The organism is Pseudoduganella sp. jia 9 (genome assembly GCF_055502615.1).
The window spans coordinates 16,632-30,160 of the sequence record NZ_JBUPWE010000016.1 but is presented as its reverse complement, the minus strand read 5'-3'; the positions used below and the strand labels follow the sequence as shown (position 1 = coordinate 30,160).

The 13,529-nt window shown below is 69.2% G+C and carries 9 protein-coding genes; 2 read left to right on the top strand and 7 right to left on the bottom strand.

Annotation, left to right across the window (positions count from 1 at the left end):
- Nucleotides 1-26: 26 nt before the first annotated feature.
- The gene (locus ACY34H_RS21540) at nucleotides 27-1,028 is read left to right on the top strand and encodes an EthD domain-containing protein (protein ID WP_464979510.1); all 1,002 of its coding nucleotides are present in this window, start codon (nucleotides 27-29) and stop codon (nucleotides 1,026-1,028) included.
- 275 nt (nucleotides 1,029-1,303) lie between these two features.
- Entirely contained in the window at nucleotides 1,304-1,990 is a 687-nt protein-coding gene (locus ACY34H_RS21535) for a hypothetical protein (protein ID WP_464979509.1), read from the top strand.
- Between the two features lie 107 nt (nucleotides 1,991-2,097).
- Here ACY34H_RS21535 and ACY34H_RS21530 read toward each other — a convergent pair whose 3' ends face one another.
- The 7 genes from ACY34H_RS21530 to bcsR all read right to left on the bottom strand — a co-directional run bounded on the left by ACY34H_RS21530 (nucleotide 2,098) and on the right by bcsR (nucleotide 13,484).
- Nucleotides 2,098-2,688 (bottom strand): PEP-CTERM sorting domain-containing protein, encoded by a 591-nt coding sequence (locus ACY34H_RS21530; RefSeq protein ID WP_464979508.1) that lies wholly within the window; start codon nucleotides 2,686-2,688, stop codon nucleotides 2,098-2,100.
- A 279-nt stretch (nucleotides 2,689-2,967) separates the two neighbouring features.
- Entirely contained in the window at nucleotides 2,968-3,924 is a 957-nt protein-coding gene (locus tag ACY34H_RS21525) for an IS1595 family transposase (RefSeq protein WP_464979507.1), read from the bottom strand.
- Between the two features lie 112 nt (nucleotides 3,925-4,036).
- Nucleotides 4,037-7,702 (bottom strand): cellulose synthase subunit BcsC-related outer membrane protein, encoded by a 3,666-nt coding sequence (locus ACY34H_RS21520; protein WP_464979506.1) that lies wholly within the window; start codon nucleotides 7,700-7,702, stop codon nucleotides 4,037-4,039.
- 13 nt (nucleotides 7,703-7,715) lie between these two features.
- Nucleotides 7,716-9,980, bottom strand: a complete 2,265-nt coding sequence (gene bcsB / locus ACY34H_RS21515) for a cellulose biosynthesis cyclic di-GMP-binding regulatory protein BcsB (protein WP_464979505.1) — start codon at nucleotides 9,978-9,980, stop codon at nucleotides 7,716-7,718.
- Complete coding sequence (bcsA, locus tag ACY34H_RS21510) at nucleotides 9,977-12,535, bottom strand: UDP-forming cellulose synthase catalytic subunit (protein ID WP_464979504.1); 2,559 nt, start codon at nucleotides 12,533-12,535, stop codon at nucleotides 9,977-9,979. The genes bcsB and bcsA overlap by 4 nt, the downstream gene beginning before the upstream one ends.
- Nucleotides 12,532-13,296, bottom strand: a complete 765-nt coding sequence (gene bcsQ, locus ACY34H_RS21505; RefSeq protein WP_464979503.1) for a cellulose biosynthesis protein BcsQ — start codon at nucleotides 13,294-13,296, stop codon at nucleotides 12,532-12,534. The genes bcsA and bcsQ overlap by 4 nt, the downstream gene beginning before the upstream one ends.
- Complete coding sequence (gene bcsR, locus ACY34H_RS21500) at nucleotides 13,293-13,484, bottom strand: BcsR/BcsP family cellulose biosynthesis protein (protein WP_464979502.1); 192 nt, start codon at nucleotides 13,482-13,484, stop codon at nucleotides 13,293-13,295. Before bcsR ends, bcsQ begins: the two co-directional genes overlap by 4 nt.
- Nucleotides 13,485-13,529: the final 45 nt, after the last annotated feature.

Genomic DNA, 13,529 nt, shown 5'->3' with positions numbered 1-13,529 from the left:
TGGTTCCCTCTTCCGAAAGGCATGCCATGGCGACCGACTTCGACCGCACCGATCATCAGCACCGCCCTCCACTGGGCACGACCCGGGATTCCACCAGCAAACCTTTGATCGTGACGCCGACGTTCGTCAGCCGCGTCGACGACACGGCGCGTGACGAACGGCCGCAGGATGCCGGGGCATCCAGGAGCCGCCACGGCAACGAGGTGCACTTTCCGAACTGGCGCCCCCATGCGTTGGCGCTGGAGGGCAACCCCAACCTGGCATTCGAGCATTGGGACGAGTACTGGCGCAAAGTCCACGGACCAAAGTTCGCGTGGGACGAACCGGGCAGTTCGTCGGCGGCCGTGCTGCGCTACGACCAGGTGCACCGCGTGGCATCCGGCCCCTCCTCTTTCTTCGCGCCTCCGTACCGTGCCATGGTTGCCGAAGATGGGCGCCTTCCGTCCGATCCGGAGACGCGCGTTCCCGCATACACGCGCCCGCGCTGGGACGGCTTCGCCTATATCGCTTACGCCGACGAAGCGGGCCTCGCGCACACGCTGGGCCAGGAAAAGTTCGACAAACGTATCGTCGCGGACGAGCAGGTGGCGTTCCGCATGGTCACGCGCGAGATCACGCGAGAATACATCCTGATACCCAGCGCACGCCACCGCGAGCCGGTCAGCCTGGTCATGATCCACATGCGCGCGTCCGGCATGTCGCGCGAGACATTCCAGCGGCGCTTGCTGGGCGAACACGCCCGGCTTGTCATGGCGCAGCCGTCCACGCGCGAACTGGTGCTGCGCTATGCCCAGCTGCACAACATCGGCTCGACCCAGGAGGATCCGGAGGGCAGCAGGATCGATGCCGTTTCGGTACTGTCGTTCGCATCGCTCAACGACGTCGAGGATTTTCTGGTCAGTGCCGACTACCCGGCCATCGCTGCTTCACTCGATGCACTGCAGGGCGAAGGCTCGGAATGGTGGACGGGCATTAATTACAGCGTGATCAATCGACTGGGGCCGGAGGTGGCAACGGAACTGCCATAGCCGGTGGCCAGCACTATCGGCGATCGCGCCGTTCAGACCGGTGGCGGCAACCGGACAAAAAAATTCTCTTGTGACACACTAAATATCAATAAGCAATGTAGTAATATCGGCTGGCACGCGGTTTCTGTATTTTTTGCATAGCTTATTGGGATTACTGCAATGTTCGACAGTCTTGAAAAACCGGTGGTCACCAGGGCGAGCGCTGCCATACTTCAGGCACAGCTGCGAACCCGCCAGCTCTCCGTAGTCCTCGTTGGCGCCTCGCCGTCGCTGGGATGATCGAGCCTGCGACGATTCAACCCGACGCCGGTGTTCGCCGTGGAGCCGACGTCGTCCGTACAGCTGTTGCGGATCGCGACGCAAAGAGCGAGAGCTTTCCGGCCAGCCCACCCGCCGACACGCGGGGCTCGACCTGGGCCGAACAGAGCGCCAATGGCATACAGCAAGTCCAGGGCCTCGACGGCGCGTCTGCGGGAATATCCGATGAATGCCCTGCTCCGGACAGTACGACCGGCGCCCGATCCACGGATCGGCAATTCGAAAAGAAATCCATGCATGAGCTTCGCCAGGATGCGTTGTTGGCACAACGGGTGGAGACAGGATTGATATTCATGGAGATGCTCGGCATCGACGACGCCCTCGCCTATTGGCGAATGTCGGAAGTTCCCGAGGCAATCATCGACAGGCTGATGCATGGCAACACGAACGGCAACGCGTCCATCCAGCAGAGTTGCGCACCGTATTCCCAAGAGCTGCCTGCGGATACGCGGATCACGCTGTTCTACAGCAATACCGGCCGCCGCCGCGACGTGATCGGTGCAGCCGTCGTGCAAGCCGCGCTTGCCGTTTTCCAGGAGCTCGGTCGAGAGCGTGCCGAACAGATGCTGCGCCGCGAAGGCCTGAGTGAGGCGGTCATCAGCCGGGTACTGGCCCCGCACGGCGAAGGACGACGCAGCGCGTGAACCGCCCCGGATGGCGCACCGCGTCGCCCTGGACTGATCAGGCGAAAACGGCGATCCGGGCCATTACCGCCATGGAGTAATGGCCCGGCAGCCTATGGGCCAGCAGCCTATGACTTCCGGCGACGCAAGAATGCCAGGCCGGCCAGGCCGAGGCCGAACAGGGCAATGGAAGTTGGTTCTGGGACGGCCTCTACAGCATTCCCGGCAAGCTGGAATCTTGCAAAATTATTTCCGCTATATGAGGCAAAGTTGCTCGAGAAGGACGCGGTGCCGTCATAGGTGAAGTCGGCTTGCGCGTCGGCCCGATTGCTGGCAGCGACCAACTTGTAGAAGCCTGCACTTGCAGTAGCGTAGGGAATGTACGAATCACAATACGCCGTGTTGGTACAGCCAAAGGTCAGTTCTGGATCAGTGTCGAACACGCTAACGAATACCTGATCAAGAAGCGCTTGAGCAGCGGCACGGGCGCTGCCCAGCGTCGTGAAAGTAAAATCGGACGCTCCGTTGCATCCGCCGAACAAGGCGGAACAGCTGCCGTCGACAAACGTGACGTCGTACAAAGCCCCTTGGACGCTGACATTTTTCGCGCCTGTCAGGATGCCGTTGGAGACCATGAGGATAGGTCCTGCGCCAGCTTGTGCCGCAAAGGCCAATGCCAGCGCGCCGAAAGATGCCTTGAGTGCCGTAGTAAGTTTCATAAAATTTCCAGGGGCAGAAGTGTTATTGGTTTTTGGAGTAGCGACTTACATCAAGCAATATTCATGCCGATGTTATTTCTGCGCAAGGAATCAATGGGTTAGCAAAGCGACCCGAAGTGACGACAGCTCATGTGTAAAGAATTCCGACACGGAAAAATTAATTCATATTTGAAACGTCTTGCCTGCCGAGGTCACGGAACAATTTGGCGCTGTGCGCGTTGCGTCGGTTTTGCATCTGGGTACGGAACTTTTCGAGCCTGTCGCTGGTCATCGGTGCCGCTAGCGATCAGCGGCCAACGCAACCCGAAGCCAATGGGCGGGAGCCGTCAACCGGGCGGCGTCGAGCACGCGCTGCCAGCCGGTGTAATTGGCCAGGTAGCGGCTGGCCACGCCGTTGAACCGGCGCAGCCAGGTCTTGAAGCGGCCATGCCATCCATTGACTCCCTGGATGTGGATGGCGCCGCGCGCCCGAATGCCACTCCGGACGTTGACCGCCTCGTGTGTGATGCGGGCCTGCCGCGCAAACGCTTTATAGGCATTGGCCGCGTCGCTGACGAGCAGGACGTCCACTGCCAGCACCGGCAACAAGTGTCTGGCCAACTGCTCGGCGGTTACCGGCCCGCGGCCGGTGACGAAGTCGCAGATTTGCCGGTTGCGGTCGCGGGCGACGAGAATGCAGTCCAGTTCCGCGCTGATGCCGCGCCGGCGCGCCTTGCCGCCGCGTTTGCGGGGCGGGCGGTCCAGCTGCCGCGAGCCTTTTTGCGATTCCAGGTGATAGGTTTCATCGGCTTCGACGATGCCGGACAATTGCGGACGCGGCTCCTGCCGTACGGCGGCAATGAAGCGGTGGCGCCATCGGAAGCTGGTGGATTTTGCCACCGCGACGCGCGCGGCAGCCTTGCGGACCGTGACTGAATCGATCAGGCATTGCAGATAGGGCAGCCACTTGTCGCGCAAGCGCAGACGGGCGAGTGGCGTGCCGGTCAGGGCGTTGAAGCTGCGCCGGCAGGCAACGCAGCGATAGCGCTGCAAGCCGTTGGCCTGGCCGCAGCGGTGGCACCGCTTGCCGCCGCAGGCGGGGCACGATCGGTTGCCCGCGGCCTCCTCGATCAGGCGCAGGCAGTGGCTGGGTAATACAAGATCGGCGAGAACGCCCTGCAGAAGAGCGATTTCCTGATCGGAAAGCTGGACTTGCTCCAGCACCTTCAACACCACGCCCACATCGGCTGCACCCATGACGCCTCCCGATATACATGAAGTATCTCAACAGGAGATCAGACAATGGTTCTGGTCGAACGTTCACCGATTTAACGCGAACAGCACCAACAATTTCTCGCACTGGATCAGGCTACAGCTGCGACGTCGGCACGACAGGCTCGGGCGGGAACGTTGCCGGCTGTGCGGCGACGTGGCCCGGCGCCCAGCGCAGGTACAACAGGAAACGGTTCGGTGCGTAGTCGATCGATCGGTCCAGGCTGAAGCGGCCGCCGATGAACAGGGCCCGCGCGGCCTGGTATTCCCATGTCAGGGCGAGCCCCCGGCCGGTGCCGCGGCCCTTGCCGCCGGTGTAGCGCGGGGTATAGGAGGCGGTTGCGCCGACCGCATCCGCCTCGGCCTGCAAGGCGGCATCGAGCGGGTAGAACGCCGCGTCCCTCGTGCTGGAGCGGGACGCGGAAATCGACGCCCGTACCGCGACCGCCCAGGCGCCGAAGCGCTGGCCCCAGGTGACCGGCAGCGACAGCGAGCGGTACGTGGCCGGGCTGTAATACCCGCCGTGACCGAAACTGTACTCGCCGGCATTGCGGCTGAACTGCCATGCCATCGCCGTGGCGCCGACCGACAGCAGACGGTCGCGCTCATTGACGAGCCGGAGCGTGACGCCGGCCATCCCCTGCACGCGGCGGTTCGACTGCACGTGCCTGCCCGTCAACACATGCCAGCCCAGGTTGGCCCAGCCGCCGACACGCCCGCCCTGATCGAGGCTGCCGCTGAGCGTGGCGCCATTCACGGTGACGCCGCCCCACGTGCGGCCCGTGCCCGGATCCTTCATGCCCGCATACGACAGCACCGATGCCGCCAGGGCCCGCCGCGACAGCTCGATGCCCCAGCCGGCCGGGCCGATATCGCCACGGTACGACACACCGCCCAGCAGCGACGTGACGGGGAAGCCGAGCGGCGTGGTGCCGAGGTCCGCCCGCCACGGCCCGCGTGCCCAGGCGGCGTTCAGTGCCACGCCCTCCTCCTTCACGTCGCGTGCGGGCGCGCAGCCGGGCTGGCACAGCAGGATGGTGCCGGCGTCGCGCGTCGCGGCAGACGCGGTATCCAGCAAGCCGGCGCGGGCCGACACCACGTCGGCGCGAAGGGCGATTCGGTCAGGCCCCGTCTGCGGCAAGCGGTATTCGGCGACCCACTCGTCCATGGCAAGGTCGGAGCGGCCCGGCGTGCCGGTTCGGGTCTGGTGATCGACAGCGGACGACACCCAGCCGGCGCGCCGGTCGACCAGGCTGGCCAGCCGGTCGCGCCGCCAGTCCGGCAGCACCGGCCCGGCGACCGCATTGCCGCGCCGGTAGAAGCCGATGGCATCGTCGACGCGCCCCGCCCGTTCGGCCAGCGCTCCCGCGCGGTCCAGCAGCCCCTGCTCGACCGGATGGCGCGCCAGTTGCGCCCTCAGCGCGGCGTCGGCGCGGGCCAGGCCGGGTGCCTCATCGAGCGCGATCAGCACGCCGGCGGCATCGGCGACCGCATCGGGCGGCGCATCGGCCAACGCATCGGCCAACGCATCGGCCAAATCGAGCACGGTGTGCGCCTGCGCACGTGCACCGGCCCGGTCGCCACGCGCGGCGAGCAGTTCGGCGATGGCGGCGGCGGCCAGGGCGTCCTGCGGGCTCGCTGCCTGCCATTGCCGCAGCGTGGCCAGTGCCGCATCCGTGTCGCCGCGCGCCCGTTCGCTGCGCGCGCGTTCGGCCAGCACTGCCGGGGTCTCGGGCAGCCCGGCCAGCGCGCGCAACGCGTTCTCGGTATCGCCCGCTTCGCGCAGCCGGGCTGCCCGCCGCACGGCGATCGCCGCCTCGAGATCGCGCCGCGCGACAAGCGCATCGGCATCGAGCGCCATGCCTTCCAGGCCGGACAGCGAGCGCAAGGCCTCGTCGTCCATGCCGATCGCCGCCATCGCCGCCGCGATATCGAGCACGCGCGCCGGCTCGCCGCCGTAGCGCCCCAGCGCTTCGCGCAGCGCCGCCAGTGCCGCCTCCCGGTCGCCGGACAGGCGCGCCCTGGCCACGATCGCGGCCACGATCGCGGCCACGTCGAGCCGCGCCAGTTGCGCCGCCATGTCGGCGCTGCGCCGCGCGGCGGGGATCGCCCGCAGCAGGTCGGCCGCGTCGGCCTCGCGGCCCTGGCTGCCGAGGAACAGCGCATAGGCGTAGCGCGTGGCGGGGTCTTCCGGCTGGCGTTCCAGCAGCGCGTCGAACAGCGCCCTGCCGCGCTCCGGCTCGCCGCGTGCCGCGTACCGGCCGGCCAGCGCACGGTGAAGCCACGGGTCGGCCGGGTCCAGCGCGGCGGCCTGTTCGTACAGCGCGATGGCGGCGGCATCGTCGTCCCTGGCGGCGGCCGCTTCGGCGTCACGTACCAGCGCCGCGGCCCGCAGGCGCGTGATCTCGCGATCGAGTTCGGCCCGCCGGGCTGCCGGCAGCGCCGCCAGCAGCGGTGCCGCGGCGGCCTGGTCGCCCTGACGGATCAGGAAGCCGGCCATGCCGGCCAGCACGTCCTCGCTTTTCGGTGCTTTCGACAGGGCCTCGCGGAACAGCCGGCCGGCGCTCTCGGCATCGCCGCGCAGCTCGGCCAGTTCCGCCTCGGCCAGCATGCCGGCCGGTTCACGCGGGTCCAGCATGCGCGCCTCGGCGAGCAGCTCCGCGGCCCGCCCGTATTCGGCGGCGTTCATCGCGTCGCGCGCGGCGCGCATCAGGCCCCAATAGCGCGCCACGCGCTCCATCGCCAGCCAGCGGCTGCCGCCGCCGGCACGCCGCGCGTCGGCAAAATTCGCCTCGGCGCGAGCGTGTTCGCCACGGCGCAGGTGAATCGTGCCCAGACCGCCCAGCACGTCGGGGTCGCGCGGGCGGGTGCGCAACGCTTCCTCGAAGGCGGTTTGTGCGTCCTCAAGGCGCCCGGCCTCCAGCGCCGCCAGCCCGCGCCGGCGCGCCTGCCAGCCGGGATCGGCCGCCAGCCGGCGCTCTGCTTCGATGGCTTGCGCCAGGCGCGCGCGCTGCGCCGTCATTGCCGTGTCCTCCGTTTCCTGTACGGCCAGGTAGTCGTCGATCAGCGCCAGGCTGGCGGCACTGGCCGGCAGCCGCAGCAGGCCCCTGCGCCAGACGTCGCGGGCCTCCTGCCGGTAGCGCGGCACGGCCGCGATGCGTATCACTTGTGCCAGCATGGCCGGCCGTACCTGCCGCTCGAATTCCAGCCTGGCCAGCGCCAGCAGGTAGCCAGGGTGCTGCGGATGCTCGCGGACCAGCTGCCGGGTGCCCGCGATCGCCCGCTCGTAGCCGCCGGCGGTGCGGCCGACGAGTTGCCAGTATTCGAGCGCCAGGTCGCCCGTCAGCGGCTCGCGGGCATCGAGCTGGCGATAGAGCGACAGCGCCTGGTCCACCTGGCCGGCACGCGCCAGCCCGCGCGCATTGCGGATTGCCTGGGCTTCCGGCCCCTGCTGGCGCAGCAGGCCCCGGTACTGGGCCAGCCCCGGATGCCGGGGTGCCGCGGCGCGCAGCAGCGCGGCGGTGGCGGCCGCATCGGCTGTCCTGCCGAGCCGCTGCAGGGCCAGTGCCTTGCCTGCCAGCGCATCGGGCTGGCCGGGCGCCAGGCGCAGTACCTTGTCCAGCTCCGCCAGCGCGAGGTCGTCGCGCCCGCGCCCCTCCCAGAACGCGGCGCGCTCGAGCAGCATCTCCGTCGCACCGCCCTGCGCCCAGGCCGCCGGCCCGCACAGCAGGGCGAACGCCAGTGCGACGATCAGGCGCCACATTGCGCGCTACCCCTTACTGGCCCGCGCGCAGGCGCCGCGCGGCGATCGCCCGCAGCGAGCGCCACAGGGCGAAGGCGAAGACCAGCACCGCCGCGACCGCGAGCAGCCCGAGCAGGATGGGATGGCGCGACATCGCGTACCACACCGCCGTCCACCAGGGCAGTTCGCCGACCGTATAGGTGGCCCCGGACAGCACGCTGTCGACGCGCTTGCCGCGCACGAAGGCGGCGCTGCCGGACACATTGCCGCCATCGAGCGCATCGAGCACGGCGGGCAGCAGCGACGGCTCGCTGGCCGTCAGCGCGACCACGCTGCGTGCGCCGGCAACCGGCGACTCGAAGCCGAGCACCAGCGCCAGCGGACCGCCGCCGGCGAACGACGAAGTCGACGCGATGGCCGGGTCGGCGCCGCTGCGCATGCCGCGCCAGCCGAACGGGAACCCGGCATCGGCCGGCAGGCTGACGCTGCGCGTGCCCCCTTCCAGCGTGGCCGGCAAGCGGTCGCGCCAGGCGGCCAGCAATGGCATGCGGCTGCCGACCAGCAGCAGGTCGCGATCCTTCAGGGCATTCGCGTCGCCGGGACCGGCCACCCGCACGCCCGTGGCCGGATAGCCGGTGGCGGCGCCGAAGCGGCCCATCACGCCGAGCAGTGTCGCGATTTCCGCCGTGGCCGGCGCATCGGGCAGCACGGCGGTGGTCTGCGCGAGGTCGGCGTATTTCGTGAACGGGAAACCGGCATCGGCGAAATAGCGCAGGTTCGGCATGTGCGCATAGTGCGGGTGGCCCGAGAAATCGATGGTCGAATCGGGATCGATCGCCGCGCGCACGTTGTCCACCGGCGATTCGCGGCATGCCCCCTCCTTCTGGTAGCTGAACGAGAACGCGTATTGCAGCTGGTTGCGCGAGCCAAGCTGGAACGCCGGCACGCGCACCTGCAGGCCGGCCGGCACCATGCCCTCGGCCAACAGCGGCAACTGCACGCGGGCCGCGCTCGCGCCCGCATCCGGCAGCAGGTTGAACGCGCGCACCAGTTCGTCGTTGACGGCCATCGTCAGGCGCGACTCGGCCGGTCGCAGCGGTGGAGAATAGCGGTACTTGAGCTCGACGGGAATGCCGTGGCTGTTCCACACGAACAGGTCGGGCGGAATGCGCAGGTTCAGCCGTATCGGTTCCGGCGTATGGCCGGTCACCTGCAGCTGGCGCACGTCCTCGACCAGTTCGCCAAAGCGCATCGGCCGGTCCAGGCGCACCCAGTTCGGTGCATCGTACGGCTTGCGCGGCGCGGCGGCCCGGGTATCCTTCACCGTCACGCGCGTGCCCGACAGCGCCTGGCCGCCGCGGGCCAGCGCCAGCGCCGCCGTGCGCAGTTCGCCCGCGTCGCGCCCGCCGATGACCAGCAGCGCACCGTTCGGATCGGCCGGATTGACGGCCACGCGCAGTTCCGGGCCGGCAAAGGGCGGCATGCCGGCCAGCGCGGCGGGCCGCTCCGCGTTCGTGGCAATGACCACCGCATGCCCTGCCGGCAGCGCCGCCGCGGCCACCGGGAAGCGCGTGCCGCGCCATGCCGCCAGGCTGCCGAACCAGGATGCCGTCACGGCGGCGGCTTGCAGCGCATCGCGCGACGGCCGCGCGGCCAGCACGAACGGCAGTTCCAGGCGGCGGTTGTCGCGCGCGTCGAAGAACGGTTCGGGCAGGCGTGCCAGGTCCGGTGTGGCCGGCAGCGCACGCACCGTCAGCTCCACGGCGCTGGCGCCGCTGACCTGTGCCCACAGGCTCGAATGCAGCGGGTCCTCGCATTCCATCGCATAGTGGCCGATGAACTGCAGCGTCAGCGCGTTGTACTCCGCCACCAGGCGCGGGTCCAGTTCCAGCTCGGCCGCCTGCGACTTGCCGGCATTCTCGCGCGGCAGCGGCAGTGTAGCCACCACCTCGTCGTTCAGCAGGACCTTCAGGTGCGACAGGTTGGCGATCAGTGCGGGCGACCAGCTGTAGCGCAGCTTCAGCACCGCGCGGGTCACCAGTTCGTCGGAGCGGGTGCCGAAGCGCAGCACGGCCTTGCCGTCCGTCGAACGCAGCGGGATCACGGCGCCGCCGCCCAGCGCCGAGAAAGCATGGCGGCGCACGTTGTCGGCGGCACCCGGCGCGGACGCCGCGGCGGCTGCCGGGGCCGCCGCCGGGGCGGATTCGGGCCGGGCCGCCTGGGCCGCGACGGCGCCCGCATGGAGGACAAGGCAAAGGGGCAGCAGGCGGCCGAGCCACCCTGGTAGTCTGTTCGTCATGGTTTCTCCATCGGCCGCGCCGGACGCGGCGCCAGCGTGCCGAGCCAGCGGCCCAGCCGGGCCAGCCGCGCATCGTGGCGCGGCATGATGCCGAGGCGGGCCAGCCGCACGATGCCCAGCAGGCCGATCCTCAGCACGTTCTTCAGGCCGGCGAGCGGCCGGTCCACCGGCCGGCCCTCGGCCCAGTCGACCCAGGCGTCGGCACGGGCGAAAGTGCACTGCACCAGCATGCTCTGCTCCTCCTGGCTGGCAAGCTGCCACTGCAAGCGGACACGCGTGGCGTCCGCGCCGATCACGCTGGCGTGGAAGGCATGCTCCTCGTCGCCACGCCAGAGCGATACCAGCACGGCGTCGCCGGCCTGCAGGCCGGTGGGGGCCAGCGGCGCCAGCGCGGCGCCGCTCTCCGAGAAGTCCACCGTCTCGCAGCGCAGCAGGCGGCCGTCCGGCAGGTGCAGCACCGCGGGCAGCTTGATGGCCACGCGGTGCGACAGCCGCACCTGCCGGGTCTCGGAGGCCACCGAGATCGCCGCGCCCAGCAGCAGCACGTTGTAGACCGTCCAGGCGATATTGACCAGGACCGTGCCGGTTTCATCGGCCGGCCCTGTCGCCAGCCGCCACAGGCCGGCGCCCAGGCCCAGCACGTTCAGCGCGACGATGACCAGGTACGGCAGCGAGATGGTCCAGTCGAAGTACTGGTCCTCTACCAGCCCGCCCTTGGCGGTGACGTTGAACTTGCCCTTGCCGGGATCGAGCAGCGCCACCAGTGTCGGGCGGACCGTATACCAGGCCAGCACGGTTTCATATACCTCGGCCCAGAACGAATGCCGGTGCTCGCCCTGGATGCGCGAGTTGGTCAGGTTGGCATGGGCGATGTGGGGCAGCACGTACAGCAGCACGGCGAGCGCCGGCGCGTAGATCACGTAGGCGTGGAAGAACAGGAATGCCAGCGGCGCCGTCAGGAACACCAGGCGCGGCCCGCCGTTCAGGAAGTGCAGCATCGCGTTACCGTAGCAGACGCGCTGCAGCCAGTTCAGGCCGCGGCCGAAGAACGGGTTATCGACGCGGAATATCTGCGCCATGCCGCGCGCCCAGCGGATGCGCTGGCCGATGTGCGCCGACAGGCTCTCGGTCGCCAGCCCGGCCGCCAGCGGCACGTTCAGGTAGGCCGAGTGGTAGCCCAGGCGGTGCATCTTCAGTGCCGTGTGCGCATCCTCGGTCACGGTCTCGACGGCGATGCCACCCACCTCTTCGAGCGGACCGCGCTTGAGAACGGCGCACGAGCCGCAAAAGAACGTGGCGTCCCACAGGTCATTGCCGTCCTGGATCACCCCATAGAAAAGTTCGCCCTCGTTCGGCGTTTCGCGGAACAGGTTCAGGTTGCGTTCGAACGGGTCGGGCGAAAAGAAATGGTGCGGCGTCTGCATCAGCGCCAGCTTCGGGTCGTGCAGGAACCAGCCCATCGTGGACTGCAGGAACGAGCGGGTGGGAATGTGATCGCAGTCGAAGATGGCGATGTATTCGCCGCCGGTCTGCTTCAGCGCGTGGTTCAGGTTGCCCGCCTTGGCGTGCCGGTTGTCCGGACGCACGATATAGCCGACACCCGCTTCTTCCGCGAAACGGCGCATCTCGTCGCGGCGCCCGTCGTCGAGCAGGTAGACGTTGAGGCGATCGCGCGGCCAGTCGATCCCGGTGGCCGCGTACACGGTGGGCCGCACCACCTTCAGCGGCTCGTTGTATGTCGGGATATAGATATCCACCGACGGCCACTCGCGCACCGTCGGCGGCAATGGCAGGGGCTGGCGGCGCAGCGGCCATGCGCTCTGCATGTAGCCCAGCATCAGCACCACCCATGTGTACATCTCTGCCAGCAACAGCAGCAGGCCCCAGCCGGCGTCCAGCGGCGCACTCCAGTTCAGCGTTTCCGTCACGCGCCACCACATGTAGCGGGCCGACGCGGTCACGGACAGCACGATCAGCAGCAGCGTGGCGACCGGCCCGGGCACCTGCCGGACGGCCAGCGCGATGCACCACAGTACCAGCACGAAGGTGAACTGGGCCACGGGTCCGAACGGGGTCGTCACGCACAGCAGCGCCAGGATGGCGGCAACGCCGTAGGCGCTCCAGCGCACCGCCGGGGCGTCCCACAGCGGATGGTCGGCGATGCGTTCGGCCCCGGCCTCGGCGGCCCTGCCGCGTGTGCCGAGCCAGTCCTGGGCCAGCGCCCGCGCGCGGCGCCAGCCATGCCGCGCCGCGCGCGCGGCACGCAGCAGCGGCAGCGGCACCGGCGCGCCCGACGGTTCGCCGCGCTGGCGCACGAACACCAGGTACAGTGCCTGGAGCAGGATGCGCAGCGGATCGCCGGCCCGCGGGCGCGACAGGTCGACGTGCGGGAACAGCCGGGCCAGCGCCGCCACGGCCGGGCCGCGCAGCAGCAACTGGGCAAGGCGGCGCGGCAGCGATGCGCCGGGGTCGATGCCCAGCAGCGCATGGAGGCGGACCATCGTGCCCATTTTGCCCATTTTGCTCACCGTGCTGATCCTGCTGGTGGTGCTCATGCCGCTTCGGCCCCGCGGCCGAGCCGCGCCAGCGTCCACGTGGCCAGCGTGGCAAACTCGTGCGCGGCCTGGCTGGCCGGCGCGAAATCCAGCACGCCCTGCTTGCAGGCCAGCGCGTCGGAGACATGGGTGTCGCGGTGCAGCGTGACCGGTGCCAGGGCACTGCCGGCCATCGCGCGCAGCAGGAGCACCAGGTCGCGATGCAGCGGCCGGGCCGGCTCGAAATGGTTCAGCAACAGGCAGGCCGGCGGCGCGCCACTGCGCTGGCTGCGCTCGACGATGCGCCCGGCGACGGCATACGACACGGGATCCGGCGCCAGCACCACCAGCACCAGATCGGCCGCGGCAAGCGCCTGCGCCGCGAACGGCGACGGCAGCCGCGGGCAATCGCACACGGCCACCGTTTCCGGCGGCAGGTCGAGGGAAGCCAGCTCGCGGCGCAGCCAGCCGGGCTCGTTGCGGAACAGTTCCGCCAGCGCGGCCAGCTCGCTGTCGTCGGCCAGTTCGCCGAACGGCACGAAATCGGCACCGGCGGCGCTCCGGTAGGCCGCCTCGCGCCAGTCGCCGCCCGCCAGCAGTGCCGGGCCGAGGCCGAAGCGGTCGTCCCAGTGCATGCCGAACGGCAGGCGCAGCGTGTTGTCGGGATTGATGTCGAATGCCAGTGCCGGATGCCCGGCCGCGTGCAGCGCCCTGGCCAGGCTCGCGGCGACGGTAGTGACGCCGGCGCCTCCGGATGCGCCCATCACGGCGACCGTCCTCATGCCGCGGGCGGCTCCGCTTCCATGCCCTGCACCTCGGCCAGCAGCGGCCAGCGCAGCGCCGCGTGCAGCGCGGCCTGGTCACGCAGCAGTTCGCGGTAATGCGCCGCCTCGCCGGGCTGCCCGAAGCGCGTATACAACCTGCCGATATCGTCGCCGTACGGCGCTGCCCCGGGCAATTGCTTTGCCATCCCGGCTTTCCTTCCGCATCGATGTTCCTATAACGCAACTATAGG